This window comes from Polaromonas sp. YR568 (genome assembly GCF_943372955.1).
Lineage (GTDB): Bacteria > Pseudomonadota > Gammaproteobacteria > Burkholderiales > Burkholderiaceae_C > Polaromonas.
Genome location: NZ_CALSAL010000002.1, coordinates 873643 through 887768 on the forward strand (window position 1 = coordinate 873643; position 14126 = coordinate 887768).

13 protein-coding genes are annotated in these 14126 nt (G+C 65.0%); 10 read left to right on the forward strand and 3 right to left on the reverse strand.

Annotated elements, in window-relative coordinates:
* Nucleotides 1–7: 7 nt before the first annotated feature.
* The 7 genes from AAG793_RS10105 (at nt 8) to AAG793_RS10135 (ending at nt 7236) form a co-directional block, all read left to right on the forward strand.
* Nucleotides 8–235 carry a cysteine-rich CWC family protein gene (locus AAG793_RS10105; protein WP_341907511.1) on the forward strand — a complete coding sequence of 76 codons (228 nt, stop codon included), beginning with the start codon at nt 8–10 and terminating at the stop codon, nt 233–235.
* 12 nt (nt 236–247) lie between these two features.
* Nucleotides 248–1285 carry a nicotinate-nucleotide--dimethylbenzimidazole phosphoribosyltransferase gene (cobT, locus tag AAG793_RS10110; protein ID WP_341907513.1) on the forward strand — a complete coding sequence of 346 codons (1038 nt, stop codon included), beginning with the start codon at nt 248–250 and terminating at the stop codon, nt 1283–1285.
* Nucleotides 1282–2145 carry an adenosylcobinamide-GDP ribazoletransferase gene (locus AAG793_RS10115; protein ID WP_341907517.1) on the forward strand — a complete coding sequence of 288 codons (864 nt, stop codon included), beginning with the start codon at nt 1282–1284 and terminating at the stop codon, nt 2143–2145. Before cobT ends, AAG793_RS10115 begins: the two co-directional genes overlap by 4 nt.
* A 17-nt stretch (nt 2146–2162) precedes the next feature.
* Nucleotides 2163–2723 carry a histidine phosphatase family protein gene (locus AAG793_RS10120; protein WP_341907520.1) on the forward strand — a complete coding sequence of 187 codons (561 nt, stop codon included), beginning with the start codon at nt 2163–2165 and terminating at the stop codon, nt 2721–2723.
* A 19-nt stretch (nt 2724–2742) separates the two neighbouring features.
* Nucleotides 2743–3690, forward strand: a complete 948-nt coding sequence (locus AAG793_RS10125) for a 5'-nucleotidase (RefSeq protein ID WP_341907523.1) — start codon at nt 2743–2745, stop codon at nt 3688–3690.
* 63 nt (nt 3691–3753) lie between these two features.
* A complete protein-coding gene (locus AAG793_RS10130; RefSeq protein ID WP_341907526.1) occupies nt 3754–5625 on the forward strand; it encodes an ABC transporter ATP-binding protein/permease in 1872 nt (623 codons plus the stop codon).
* Nucleotides 5626–7236, forward strand: a complete 1611-nt coding sequence (locus AAG793_RS10135; RefSeq protein WP_341907530.1) for an MFS transporter — start codon at nt 5626–5628, stop codon at nt 7234–7236.
* A 3-nt stretch (nt 7237–7239) separates the two neighbouring features.
* Here the strand turns inward: AAG793_RS10135 and queC are convergent, their stop codons facing one another.
* Together queC and AAG793_RS10145 are read right to left on the reverse strand one after the other, a co-directional pair.
* Nucleotides 7240–7974 (reverse strand): 7-cyano-7-deazaguanine synthase QueC, encoded by a 735-nt coding sequence (queC, locus tag AAG793_RS10140; RefSeq protein WP_341907532.1) that lies wholly within the window; start codon nt 7972–7974, stop codon nt 7240–7242.
* Nucleotides 7975–8005: 31 nt separating this feature from the next.
* Entirely contained in the window at nt 8006–9184 is a 1179-nt protein-coding gene (locus AAG793_RS10145) for a fumarylacetoacetate hydrolase family protein (RefSeq protein WP_341907535.1), read from the reverse strand.
* Between the two features lie 260 nt (nt 9185–9444).
* Here AAG793_RS10145 and AAG793_RS10150 point away from each other — a divergent pair, with 260 nt between their 5' ends.
* Nucleotides 9445–10419 (forward strand): MBL fold metallo-hydrolase, encoded by a 975-nt coding sequence (locus AAG793_RS10150; protein ID WP_341907538.1) that lies wholly within the window; start codon nt 9445–9447, stop codon nt 10417–10419.
* 108 nt (nt 10420–10527) lie between these two features.
* On the opposite strand, the gene mtnP is transcribed toward AAG793_RS10150, so the two are convergent.
* Nucleotides 10528–11394 (reverse strand): S-methyl-5'-thioadenosine phosphorylase, encoded by an 867-nt coding sequence (mtnP, locus tag AAG793_RS10155; RefSeq protein WP_341907540.1) that lies wholly within the window; start codon nt 11392–11394, stop codon nt 10528–10530.
* A gap of 317 nt (nt 11395–11711) precedes the next feature.
* Here mtnP and AAG793_RS10160 point away from each other — a divergent pair, with 317 nt between their 5' ends.
* Together AAG793_RS10160 and arsS are read left to right on the forward strand one after the other, a co-directional pair.
* Complete coding sequence (locus tag AAG793_RS10160) at nt 11712–12854, forward strand: FAD-dependent oxidoreductase (RefSeq protein ID WP_341907544.1); 1143 nt, start codon at nt 11712–11714, stop codon at nt 12852–12854.
* A gap of 290 nt (nt 12855–13144) precedes the next feature.
* Entirely contained in the window at nt 13145–14125 is a 981-nt protein-coding gene (gene arsS, locus AAG793_RS10165) for an arsenosugar biosynthesis radical SAM (seleno)protein ArsS (RefSeq protein WP_341907546.1), read from the forward strand.
* Nucleotide 14126 lies beyond the last annotated feature (1 nt).

The window sequence follows — 14126 nt, forward strand, 5'->3', positions numbered from 1 at the left end:
AGCCGTCATGTCCACCCCCGTTGCCGAGGCAGAACCAGCGCCCGCTTCATCAGCAGATGCGTCCTCTGTGTGTCCACGATGCGGCGCAGGCTTTAGGTGCGGCATGGTCAGTGGGGACGCGACCTGCTGGTGCTTTCAACTGCCGCCTGTGCTTCCGGTCCCCGCAACAGACGACACCGCGACCACCTGCTTCTGCCCGAAGTGCCTGGCCGAGCTGACCACCACCGCACCTTGACCTTCTGCCCCCATGCCCCTGCCCCGTATTGACCTCACGGCAAACGCCGATCTCCGGGCCCGCCTGCAGCACAAGATCGACCACAAGACCAAGCCGCAAGGCGCCCTGGGCCAGCTGGAAAGCCTGGCGCTCCAGCTGGGCCTGATCCAGCAGCGCGAAGCCATCGCGCTGAGCGAGCCGCAGATGGTGGTGTTTGCAGCCGACCACGGCATTGCAGCCGAAGGCGTTTCGGCCTTTCCGCAGGCGGTCACGGTGCAGATGGTGGGCAACATGCTCGCGGGCGGTGCCGCCATCAATGTGTTTGCACGCCAGCATGGCTTTGCGCTGCAGGTGGTCGATGCGGGCGTCGCCGCCGACCTGCCCGCGCATCCCCAGTTGCAACCACGCAAAATCGCGCACGGCACGCAGAACATCTGCGAGCAGACGGCCATGACGGCAGAGCAAGCGCAAGCCGCACTCGATGCCGGCATGGCCGTATTACGCGACCTGCCCGGCAATGTGGTGGCGTTTGGCGAGATGGGCATAGCCAACACCTCTGCAGCCGCGCTGCTGATGGCGCGCCTGACCGGCAGCTCGATTGCCGACGCCACCGGGCGGGGCACCGGCCTCGACGACCAGCAGCTCCAGCACAAGCGCGCCGTGCTCGCACGCGCCCTGGCGCGCCACCCCGACGCCACCGCGCCGCTGGACGCACTGGCGGCGCTGGGCGGGTTTGAAATCGCCATGATGACCGGCGCCATGCTGCAGGCGGCCAGCGAGCGCCGCGTGGTGCTGGTCGATGGGTTCATCGCCGGCGCCGCAGCGCTGGTGGCGCAGGCACTGGCGCCCGCCGCACGCGATTACATGGTGTTTTGTCACTGCTCCAACGAGCAGGGCCATCGCCTGTTGCTGGCTCACATGGGTGCGCAGCCGCTGCTGGACCTCGGCCTGCGGCTGGGCGAAGGCACCGGCGCGCTGCTGGCGTGGCCGCTGCTGCAGTCGGCAGCGCGGTTTCTTGACGAAATGGCCAGCTTCGAGTCGGCTGCTGTCAGCGGGAAAGAGGCTCCATGAATTTCCTTGCCGACTTCATCCGCGAGTTCCTGCTGGCGCTGCAGTTCTTCACGCGCATTCCTGTCACCGGGCGACTGGCCGAGTGGGTAGGTTTCAGCCCCGAACTGCTGAGAACCAGCGCCGGACACCTGCCGGGGGTGGGCATTCTGGTTGGTATGGTGGCCGCTGCGGTGTACCTGCTGCTGCAGACCCTGCTGCCCGACGTGCCGCTCGCGCCACTGGTCGCGGCGGCATTGTCTACCGCCGCCACCGTGCTACTCACCGGAGGCTTCCATGAAGACGGGCTGGCCGATGTGGCCGACGGGCTGGGGGGCAGCTTCGACCGCGACCGTGCGCTCCAGATCATGAAAGACTCGCGCGTCGGCGCGTTTGGCGCGATGGCGCTGGTGCTGGCGCTGCTGGTCAAGGTGGGGCTGATTGCTGTTCTTGGATCGGTTGAAGTCGCCCCTGTGCAGAGCGATGAGCCCGGAGACTGGGACGTCGCTTCATGGAGCGACGCCTACATCGGTGTCGCCCTGATTGCCGCCCACGTGGTGTCGCGCGGCTTGCCGCTGCTAGTGATTCACCTGCTGCCGCATGTGGGCGACAGCGCCAGTTCCAAGTCCCGTCCGCTGGCTGGGCATATCGCGCCAGCAACGCTGCTGGTGGCGCTGATCTGGTGTCTGGCCGTGCTGGCGCTGGCCAGCCTCGTGATTGACGTCGGCAGCCTGCTCGTCGCCTGCGGCTTTGCGGTTATTGCACTGCTGTGGATGGCGTATCGATTCAAACAGCGACTGCAGGGCTTCACCGGCGACTGCCTGGGCGCCACCCAGCAAATCTGCGAGATCGCGTTCTACCTGGGTCTGGTGGTGGCCCTCTGACTTGCTGCGTGCCACCCATGAAACTCTGGCTGGTCCGGCATGCGCAACCCGAGGTGGCTCCGGGCACCTGCTACGGCCAGCTCGACCTGCCCGCTCGGGCGCCAGACACCGAGCGCTGCGCCCAGGCGCTGGCCACCGCGCTACCCATCAACGCGCGCCTGGTGCATTCACCACTGCGGCGCTGCGCCGAGCTGGCCATGCAGCTACACGGCCTGCGGCCTGACCTGTCCCCTGCAGCCGACGACCGCCTCAAGGAAATGCATTTTGGCGAATGGGAAGGACTGTTGTGGCAAACCATTGACCCGCCCAGCTTGAAAGCCTGGACCGACGACTTCGCCAACCACCGCGTCGGCGGCCATGGCGATAGCGTGACGCAGGTGATGAACCGCGTGGCGGCCGCCTTTGACGACCTGGGGCGTGATCTGCACGGCGACACCGTGTGGATCACCCACGCCGGCGTGATTCGCGCGGTGGAACTCATTGCCCGCGGCCAGCGTCACATCACCCGGGCCGACGCGTGGCCACTCGCCGCACCGGAATATGGACAATGGTTCACTCTGACCCTGCAACCCCCCTGAAAGATCAAGGCACGTCACTATGGCAGCAAGTCTGGATGGTCAACTCGTGGTGGCGATCTCCTCGCGCGCACTGTTCGACTTTGAAGAGGAAAATCAGGTCTTTGAGTCCGGCCTGAACACACCGCCCGTACCCGGCGCCAAAAAAGACGCCGCCTACATGAAGCTGCAGCTGGACCGCCTCGACGTGCCGGCCAAGCCGGGTGTGGCATTTTCACTTGTGAAAAAACTGCTCGCTTTTAACGAAACACCGGACCCCGCATACAAGGCCCAACGCGTCGAGGTAGTGATCCTCTCGCGCAACGACCCCGTCTCGGGCATGCGGGTGTTCCGCTCGGCGCAGCACTACGGCCTCAACATTCAGCGTGGCACCTTCAACCGCGGTGAGCCGCCATGGCGCTACCTCAAACCGCTGCACGCCAACCTGTTCCTGTCAGCCCATCTGAGCGATGTGCGCGAGGCGCTGGCCGCTGGTGTGCCGGCCGCGCAGGTGTACCCGCAATCGGCACGCGCCAGCGACGCCCACCCGCATGAGGTTCGCATTGCCTTCGACGGCGACGCGGTGCTGTTCTCAGACGAGGCTGAGCGCGTGTTCCAGGCCGAGGGTCTGTCGGCCTTCCAGGCCCACGAATACGACAAGGCCAGCCAGCCGCTGCTGGCCGGCCCCTTCAAACCGTTGCTCGAAGCGCTGCACCGCTTGCAGCAGGCCGGCACCTCGCGCATGCGCATCCGTACCGCGCTGGTCACTGCGCGCAGTGCGCCCGCGCACGAGCGCGCCATCCGCACGCTGATGGACTGGAACATCGAGGTTGATGAAGCGATGTTCCTCGGCGGTCTGGCCAAGGGCGAATTCCTGCGCGAGTTCGAGCCCGACTTTTTCTTTGACGACCAGACCAGCCATGTGCACTCCGCCGCACAGCATGTGCCGGCTGGCCATGTGGCCAGCGGCGTGGCCAACCAGTCGTCTTGATGCTGTTGCCTCAGTTGCCCGATTGGCTCCCCTGTTCCCCTTTCTTCACCCAAGGTTGACCGAATGAACCTGCTGACGCGCCTTGCTGCCAAATTCGCCACCTTCCGCCTGTTCAGCGGCCGCGTCTGGGCGTTGGCCGCACCCTACTTCCGCTCCGAAGACCGCTGGAAAGCCCGCGGCCTGCTGCTGGCCATCGTGGTGCTCAACCTCGGCACGGTGTACATGGCGGTGCAGTTCAATGACTGGTACCGCGTGTTTTATGACGCGCTGGAAAAGAAAGACCAGACTGTGTTCTGGCAGCAGATGGTGCGTTTCAGTTACCTCGCGGTGATTGCCATCCTGATGGCGGTCTACAAGTTCTACCTCACGCAGCTGCTGGAGATCCGCTGGCGCTCGTGGATGACACGCGATTACCTGCGTCGGTGGCTGTCGGGGCAGGCGTTTTACAAGATGGAGCTGGCGCGCTTTTCTGCCACAGCTGTCGCCACACCCGCCATCAGTGCGGTGTATGCCGCCGACCAACAAGGCCCCACGCCCGACAACCCGGACCAGCGCATCCAGGAAGACCTCAACACCTTCACCACCTACACCGTGTCGCTGACCATGGGGCTGCTCAACGCCGTGGTCACGCTGGTGAGCTTCATTGGCATCCTGTGGGCGCTGTCGGGCTCCTTCACCTTTTCGCTTGCGGGCAGCAGCTACACCATCCCCGGCTTCATGGTGTGGGCAGCGATTGCCTACTGCGCGCTGGGCAGCGTGCTCACGCACTACATCGGCCGGCCTCAGATTGGTCTCAACTTCCTGCAGCAGCGCTATGAAGCGGACTTCCGCCACCACATGGTGCGGGTGCGTGAATACAGCGAATCGATCGCACTGGACCGTGGCGAGCGGGTGGAGCAGAACCATCTGGGCGGACGCTTTTCTTCGGTGCTGGCCAATTACCTGCTGCTGCTCAAGGCGCAAAAGCGGCTGATCTGGTTCACCAGCTTTTTCGGGCAGGCGGCAGTGATCTTTCCGTTTCTGGTGGCCGCACCGCGCTTTTTCAGCGGTGCCATCCAGCTCGGGCAGTTGATCCAGATTTCGTCGGCCTTCGGAAAGGTGCAGGACTCACTCAGCTGGTTCGTCGACAACTACAGCAGCCTGGCCGCCTGGCGCGCCACCACCGACCGCCTGACCAGCTTCGAAGACAGCATGTCGGCGATTGACCAGGCCACGCGCGAACGCGAAGCTGCGCAGGTGCAGCCCGCCGATGCGGCGACCACCCCGACGGACTCGCTGGTGGCCCAGAACCTCACTCTGCAGCTGCCCACCGGCGTGACGCTGCTGAAAGACCTGAACCTGCAGACCCAGCCCGGCGACAGCGTGCTGGTCAAGGGGCCGTCGGGCAGCGGCAAGTCGACGCTGTTCAGGGCGTTTGCGGGCATCTGGCCGTTCTCGACCGGGCGCGCCCAGTTGCCGCAGCAGGCGATGTTCATTCCGCAGCGCCCGTATTTCCCTGATGGTCGGCTGCGCGATGCGCTGGCCTATCCGGAACCAGCCGCCACCTATGCCGATGCCGACCTGAAACAGGCGCTCACCGATGCCTTGCTGCCGCAGCTGGCCAGCCGTCTGGACGAAGAAGACGCCTGGACACAAAAGCTCTCGGGCGGCGAGCAGCAGCGGCTGGCGATTGCGCGTGTGCTGCTGAAGAAGCCCCGCTGGATTTTTGCCGACGAGGCCACCAGTGCGCTGGACGAGGCGGCCGAGAAGACGCTTTACGAAAAGCTGGTGGCCCATGTGAAGGCGGCGCACGGCAGCATGGTGTCGATTGCGCACCGGCCCACAGCAGCAGCGTTTCACCGCACCGTCTGGACACTGGAAAGGCGCCCCGAGGGATCGCCTTCGCTGTACACGCTGAACGCGATGAGCCAGCAGACCGCACCGGACGCGCGCTGAATGGCTGAAGCGTCATCGCCGTCGCCACTGGCACCAGCCGAATCGCTGTCAGCCTGGGCGCCCATGCGCCTGCCGGTTTTCCGCATGCTGTGGAGCACCTGGCTGGCAGCCAATATCTGCATGTGGATGAACGATGTGGCGGCCGCGTGGATGATGACCTCGATGACCACCACGCCGATCTGGGTGGCGCTGGTGCAGTCGGCCGCCACGCTGCCGGTGTTCCTGCTCGGTCTGCCCAGCGGTGCGCTGGCCGACATCCTCGACCGGCGGCGTTACTTCATCATCACGCAGTTCTGGGTGGCCGCCGTGGCCTCGCTGCTGTGCATTGCCGTGATCGCGGACGTGATGACGCCCGCCCTGCTGCTGGCGCTGACCTTTGCCAACGGCGTGGGCCTGGCGATGCGCTGGCCGGTGTTCGCCGCCATCGTGCCGGAGCTGGTGCCCAGAGCCCAGCTGCCCGCCGCGCTGGCGCTCAACGGCGTGTCGATGAATGCGTCGCGCATCATCGGCCCGCTGGTGGCCGGTGCACTGATTGCCAGCGCCGGTACCGAGTATGTGTTTGTGCTCAACGCGGTGCTGTCGATCCTCTCGGCCTTCATCATCATGCGCTGGAAGCGTGAGCATGTGCCCAACCCGCTCGGCCGGGAACGCCTCGTGAGCGCGATGCGGGTTGGCCTGCAGTTCGTGCGCCAGTCCAGCCGACTGCGCGCCGTGTTGCTGCAGGTGTCACTGTTCTTCTTTCATTCCACCGCACTGCTGGCCTTGCTGCCGCTGGTGGCGCGGCGGCTGCAGGGCGGTGATGCTGGCACGTTCACGATGCTGCTGGCGGCGATGGGGAGCGGCGCGATTGTGGCGGCGCTGTTCCTGCCGCGCCTGCGCCAGCAAATGACGCGCAACACCCTGGTGCTGGGCGCGACCGGGCTTCAGTCGGTGTCGACCGTGGTGGTGGCGCTGGCACCGAATGCGTGGCTGGCCGTGCCTGCCATGGTGCTCAATGGCATGGCGTGGATCATCTGTGCGAACTCGCTCAGTGTGTCCGCGCAACTCGCCCTGCCCGACTGGGTACGTGCACGCGGCATGTCGATGTACCAGATGGCCATCATGGGCGCCAGCGCCCTGGGTGCTGCGCTGTGGGGCCAGGTGGCCACACTGGGCACGGTGACCATCAGCCTGCTGGTGGCAGCAGGCAGTGGCTTGCTCGGCATGTTTCTGGCGCAGCGCTGGGTGACGGACCTGAGCATCGAGGAAGACCTCACGCCGTCACGCGAGTTCAAGGCGCCGGTGGAGCAGGTCGCACCCGACGCCGGGCCGGTGGTGGTGTCAATTGATTACCAGATTAATCCGGCGCACGCCGATGACTTCGTGGCGTTGATGCAGGAGAGCCGCCGCAGCCGCCTGCGCCAGGGCGCCCTGCAATGGGCGCTGCTGCGCGACGTGAGCCGGCTTGGGCACTATGTGGAGCAGATCACCGACGAGACCTGGACCGAGCACCTGCGGCGCTTTGACCGCGTGACGGCCAGCGACGTGGCGCTGCGCGAGCGCAAGCTGGCATTTCACATCGGGGATGCGCCGCCCGCAGTCACGCGTAGCATCATTGAAAGCCAGAGCTAGGCCCTAGGGCTTCCCCACAGGCGAGGCCCGATAGCCGGAAAATCCCCGCGCACGCAGCTCACAGGCCGGGCAGCTGCCGCAGCCATAGCCCCAGTCATGGCGGTGCTCGCGGTCGCCGAGATAGCAGGTATGCGTGTGCTCCACGATCAGTGCCACCAGCGCCTCACCGCCGCTTGGCACGCCTGACTTCTCGCCCAGGGTGTGAGCCATGCGCCAGGTGTCGGCCTTGTCGATCCACATCAGCGGCGTTTCGATCAGGAAGCGCTTGTCCATGCCCAGCGACAGCGCCAGCTGCATGGCCTTGATGGTGTCGTCGCGGCAATCGGGGTAGCCTGAAAAATCCGTCTCGCACACGCCGGTCACCAGCACCTGCAGGTCGCGCCGGTAGGCCAGCGCGGCAGCGAGCGTGAGGAACAGCAGGTTGCGCCCCGGCACAAAGGTGTTGGGCAGCCCCGAGCTTTCCATGCGAAAGGCCACGTCGCGCGTGAGCGACGTGTCGCTCACCTGGCCCAGCACCGCCAGATCGAGCAGGTGGTCTTCGCCCAGCTTGTGGGCCCACTGCGGGAACTGCGCCTTGATCTCCCGCAGCACATTGAGCCGCGCCTGCAACTCGACCTTGTGCCGCTGGCCGTAGTCGAAGGCCACCGTCTCGACGCGTTCATAGCGCGCCAGCGCGTGTGCCAGGCAGGTGGTGGAATCCTGACCGCCAGAGAACAGAACAAGAGCCGATGTGTGCATGGTCAAACTTTCGATCCGCCTGTTCAGCGGTTCAGATCAGCCCGCGGGTCGACAGGCTGCGCATCAGCGCCGTGACGCCAAACGTCCACGGCGCGGCCTGGTCCGAGGTGGTGACGCGGTTGACCAGCGTGCCGAGTGCGGGCGCCGACACGGTGACCACATCACCCACCACATGGGTAAAGCCCTGGCCGGGGCCGTGGCGGTCTTGCGTCGGGGCGAACATGGTGCCGAGGAACAGCATGAAGCCGTCGGGGTACTGGTGATTGGCGCCAATCGCCTGCGCCACCAAGTCCAGCGGGTCGCGGCTGATCTTGGCAAGGTTGCTGCCGCCCCGCATCTCGAAACCCTCGGGGCCGGAGACCGTCATGCCCAACTCGGTCTGGCGCACATGGTCGATGGTGAAGTTCGCGTCGAACAGGCGAATGAAGGGACCGATGGCGCACGAGGCGTTGTTGTCCTTGGCCTTGCCCAGCAGCAGCGCGCTGCGGCCTTCAAAATCGCGCAGGTTGACATCGTTGCCGAGCGCCGCGCCCTGCACCTGCCCGCGCGAGTTCACCGCCAGCACCACCTCGGGTTCGGGGTTGTTCCAGTGGCTGTGCGGGTGAATGCCCACATCCGCGCCGGTGCCCACCGCGCTCATCGGCTGGCTCTTGGTGAAGATTTCAGCATCGGGGCCAATGCCGACTTCCAGGTACTGCGACCACACCCCCTGGGCCACCAGCACGTCCTTGAGCCTGGCGGCTTCGGGCGATCCGGGCTTGACGCTGGCCAGGTTGTCGCCAATCACCGCCACCACGGCCTGACGCACCGACTCGGCCTTGCTGGCATCGCCACGCGCCTGCTCTTCAATCACGCGCTCCAGCATGGAGGCCACAAAGGTCACGCCGGCCGCCTTGAGCGCCTGCAGGTCGCACGGCGCCAGCAGCCAGGGCTGGCTGGCATCGCGCGTGGACTCATTGGAGTTACCCATGATGTCGGCGGTGGCGCCAATGCGCGGCAACGACGCTTGTGCCGCACGCACCGCTTGGGCCACATCGGGCAGTTCCAGCAGCTGGCTGCAAGTGGGCGCCAATGTGGACAGGTCGTGAATCTGGTCAGGCCCGACCAGCGCCAGCACCGGCCCCTGACCGGGCACCCACACCCGGCCAATGAGCAGGGACTGTGCGGAATCGGATGGCAGACAGGCAGACGGCGTCAAAAGGGCATTCATGGGAAACGGTGTGTGATGAGGTGATGGGGAACGAGATGGGCCTGTCATGTTAATCCCAGAACTGCCGGGCCAAGCAGCACCGCGCTGCCGGGAGTGCTCGCCGCGCGACCGACTCCGCCCCAACCCGAAAAACCCACCCAACTCGGCAATAGCTGCTATAACTCGCGTTCAAAGTGTGACCAAAGGTTCAGCACCTCCAAGGCACCACGCATCCCGGGCTGGCAGACCACCCTCATTCGCGCAAGTTACAGGAGACACCCATGAAATTGATCGACCGTTTGATACGGGTTGCCATGCTGGGCGCCATCGGCGCTGCCATCGCATCCCCGGCTGTGGCGCAAGTTGTCAAGGTCACGCCACTGGGCGGCATTGAGGGCGAGTTCTGCCCACAGGACCGTGCCATGGTGTTCGAAGACCCGAACGGCACCCGCATTCTTTACGATCCGGGCCGCACCGTGGCCGGCGCAGACGATCCGCGTCTCGGCAAGATAGACATCATTCTGGTCAGCCACATGCATGGCGACCACGTGGGCAACATGCACACCAAGGCACCCAATGCCGGCAGCTGCGACAAGCCCGACCTGTCGGTGTCGGCCATGCCGGCCACCAGTGCGGTGAACATCGCGATTGCCAAGAAATCGAAGATCGTGACTGGCAGTGAAATGCCGCCCTTCTTCGCGGCAAAACTCAGGGCCGGCGGCGGCGATCCGGCCAACTCCGTACTGGCCCGCTTTGGCGGCAGCGTGACCGTGGGCGGCGTGAAGATTGCCACCGTCACCGCGCAGCACAGCAACGGTGTTGATCCCGACTACATCGGCGGCGAGCTGGGCCGGGCCATGAAGGAAGCCGGCATTGCGGGCGACGTGGGTCTGGCCACCGGCTATGTGCTGCGCTTCAGCAACGGCCTGGTGGCCTACCTGTCGGGTGACACCGGCATCACCGCCGATCAGGACCTGGTGGTGCGCGGCCACTACGGCGCCAAGCTGGCCGTGATGAACATGGGTGACGGCTTCAGCACCGGCCCGGTCGAGGCGGCCTATGTCATCAACGAGCTGGTCAAGCCCGCGTCGGTGATTGCATCGCATGCCAACGAGGTCGGCACGGTGGGCGGCAAGGTACGCACCGGCAGCAAGACCGAAGCCTTCATGAAAGCCGTGAAGGTGCCGGTGCTGGTGCCACTGTCTGGCAAGACGATGTCGTTTGATGGCGCTGGCAAGTGCACGGCAGGTTGCTGACCCGCGCAACACGTTGCTGAGTTCGCCATCAGGGCTGACTTCGAAAGTCAGCCCTTTTTCTTTGGCTCTCTGATTTTTTGCCGGCTGCGTCTGCGACGAACAGACAGGTCAGCTCCAGAACGCCTTGAGCCGCTCATGCACGTCCGGTGCCATGGCGTCGCGTGGCGTGACCAGGGCCGAGTCCAGCGCCGTGTGGGCCAGGGATACCGGCTTGTCGCGCCCCAGAATCCGGATCGCCTCGGCCGCAATCGACTGCGCATGGCCGGCGTTCTGCATCAGGTTGGCAATGGCCGCATCGGCGGTGACGTGCGCCTCACGCGGGTGCCAGCAGTCGTAGTCGGTCACCATCGCCAGGGTGGCATAGGCCATCTGGGCTTCCCGTGCCAGTTTGGCTTCGGGCATGTTGGTCATGCCAATCACGCTGGCGCCCATGCTGCGGTACCAGTGCGATTCGGCCATGGTGGAGAACTGCGGGCCCTCGATGCACACATAGGTTCCGCCGTGATGCAGGCGGATTTTTTCACCCAGCCCGGCGTCTGCCACCGCGCGGGCCAGCACCGCGGAGAGGTTCGCGCAAACCGGCTGTGCCAGCGAGGCGTGTGCCACGGCACCAGCGCCAAAAAAAGTACTGTCTCTGCGCCGGGTCAGATCAATGAACTGATCGGGCAAGACCATGTCGAGGGGGCGCAACTCCTCACGCAGAGAGCCGACCGCAGAAAACGACACCAGATACCGCACCCCCAACTGGCGCATCGCGTGGACATTCGCGCGGTAGGGCACCTCGGAGGGAATCAGCCGATGCCCCCGGCCATGCCGGGCCAGAAAAGCAACCGGAACGCCATGAACCGTGCCAGTGATGACCGCGTCGGACGGCTTGCCATACGGCGTGTCCACGTCATGTGCCTGCGCACCTTGCAACGCGTCCATCTGGTAAAGACCGCTGCCGCCTATCACCCCGATCAGGGCATGTGTCATGTTGAAAACTCCGGAGGTTGGGAAGATTCAGCTTGGTCGGTCCCGGCAGCGCATCGATTACAACAAGGGCAAGAAAGTGTGTGTATCGGTGTAAGCGCAGCGCCGGGCCGAACGACCAAAGGGAGTAAACCAAAAGTGCACTCAAGAATATCCAATCCCGGTGACAGAGTACCCAATGCCTGAGAATATCCCCCAGACCTCGCCCCTGCACAATTCACCACTATCCACCGGCTGGGGGCTTCTCCTCGCCAGTCGGCGGCCGACGTGGTGACCCGGATGCCGAAGCCTCATTTCCACCCGCAGATCGGTACCCCTTGATGAAAAGACTCGTGCTGGTTGGCGGTGGACATGCGCACCTCTCGGTGCTGGAGGCTCTGGCGGCCAGGCGCCCGGCCGATACCGAGGTGACGCTGGTCACACCTTCGCCCCGACAAAACTACTCTGGCATGCTGCCCGGCTGGATTGCTGGCCACTACGCGCTGCCCGACTGCCAGATTGACCTGCTGCCGCTGGCACGGGACGCCGGTGTTCGACTCATTGTGGACAACGTGGTCGGCATGGATGCCGAGCGGAACTGTGTCGGGCTTCCGGATGGGCGGCACCTGCATTACGACTGGCTGTCCCTCGACGTGGGCAGCGAAACCGAAACCTCATGGCTGCAGGCGCTGGGCGAAAAGTTGCTGCCCGTCAAGCCGCTGGACCATTTCTTTTCACGCTGGCCCGAGGCGCTGGCCAAAGCTCGGTCCACGGGCTCACTCCACGTGGTGGTGGTGGGTGCCGGTGCCGCTGGCGTCGAAATCGCGCTGGCCGTGCAATTTGCGCTGGCAAGCGCTGGCGTTCAGCCGCGGGTGGACCTGATCGCCTCCGGCAACGGCATTCTGAAAGGCCACCACCCGCGCGTGCAGGAACGGCTGCGCGATTACGCCCGGCGGGCGGGCGTGAAGCTCCATTTCCAGCGGGCTGTCGGAACCCCGGAAGGCATCCTGCTGGAAGACGGCCAGCAGATGGCGGCCGATCTGGTGATCGCTGCGACCGGGGCCCGCGCACCGGTCTGGCTGAAGTTGTCCAAACTCGCGCTCGACCCGGACGGCTACATCCAGGTGGACCCCCGCCACCGCAGCGTGTCCCACCTGAATGTCTTTGCAGCGGGTGATGTTTGCGCCCGCCCCGGCGAAGGCCTCGTCCGCTCGGGCGTGCACGCGGTGCGCGCCGGGCCGGTGCTCGCAAACAATCTGCTGGCCGCGCTCGCCCACCAGCCACTGCAGGCGTTTCGCCCCCAGCCCAACCCGCTTTACCTGCTGGCGTGCGGACCGCGCTACGCCATTGCCTCATGGGGGTCGTGGTCGGCCGAAGGCAGATGGATCTGGCGCTGGAAGGACTGGATAGACCGCCGGTTCATCCGCCGTTTTGTCCGCCGTGTTATCCCCGGTATCTCACGCCCTGGGGCAGGCTCTGGCTAGCCCCATTGGAGAACACCCAGTGACCCAAGGAGTGCCAGACCAGCGCGCGCCGGATAGAGGCCAAACCCTCATCCACGAATTTGATGGCCTGAGGGAACCATGCCCAGCCTGACCGTGTCCCATCGACGCAGTCGGTTCTGGTCGCAAATGTGTAAGAAGTGGGGAGTTCGAGGCGACCAAAAGACATACTCGGGAAACCATGCCAACACGCACCTGCGCGCGGTCAGCCTCCTTTACCTGACTGTTATCTGACTTTTATCCGACCCCCATCCGAATCACCAAGGACACCCATGCACGCGACTTTGCCCTTGCTTCAAGAAACCACCTTTCCAGCCTTGCGCCGCAGCGCACTGACCACGCTGCAGGTCAACCTCGGCTACCGCTGCAACCAGAGCTGCGTGCACTGCCATGTGAACGCCGGCCCCAACCGCACCGAGATGATGGACGAGGCCACGCTCGATCTGGTGGTCGAGGTGCTGGAAGCCCGTGCCATCCGGGTGCTGGACCTGACAGGTGGCGCACCGGAGCTCAATGACGGATTTCGCGAACTGGTCCGCCGGGCCCGGGCCCTGGGCGTGCATGTCATGGACCGCTGCAACCTGACCATCCTGTTCGAACCGGGACAGGAAGACCTGGCGCAGTTCCTCGCAGACCAGGGTGTCGAGGTGGTGGCCTCCATGCCCTGCTACTCGCTGGAGAACGTGGACAAGCAGCGCGGCAAGGGCGTGTTCGACAAGAGCATTGCGGCCCTTCAGCAACTCAACGCGCTGGGCTACGGCCAGCCGGGCTCGGGCCTCAAGCTCAGTCTGGTCTACAACCCACAGGGGCCGTCGCTGCCGCCTGAGCAGGGCAAGCTGCAGGCCGACTACAAGCGCGAGTTGAAGTCGCACTTTGGCATCGAGTTCAATGAACTTTTTGTCATCACCAACATGCCCATCCAGCGCTTCGGCTCCATGCTGATCTCCAAGGGCGAGTTCAACAGCTACATGCAGCTGCTGAAGGGCAGCTTCAGCCCGGCCAACCACCGCGCCGTGATGTGCCGCGACCTGATCAGCGTGGACTGGCAGGGCCGGCTTTATGACTGTGACTTCAACCAGCAGCTGGGCCTGCCATTGCCCGCTGGCGATGGCGCACGCATGGCAGCCGCGCCGCATTTGCGCGACTTGCTGGCACAGGACCCGCAAGGCCGGCCAGTGCGCACGGCCGAGCATTGCTATGGCTGCACAGCCGGGCAAGGCAGCAGCTGCGGCGGCGCACTCAAGGCGCACTGAA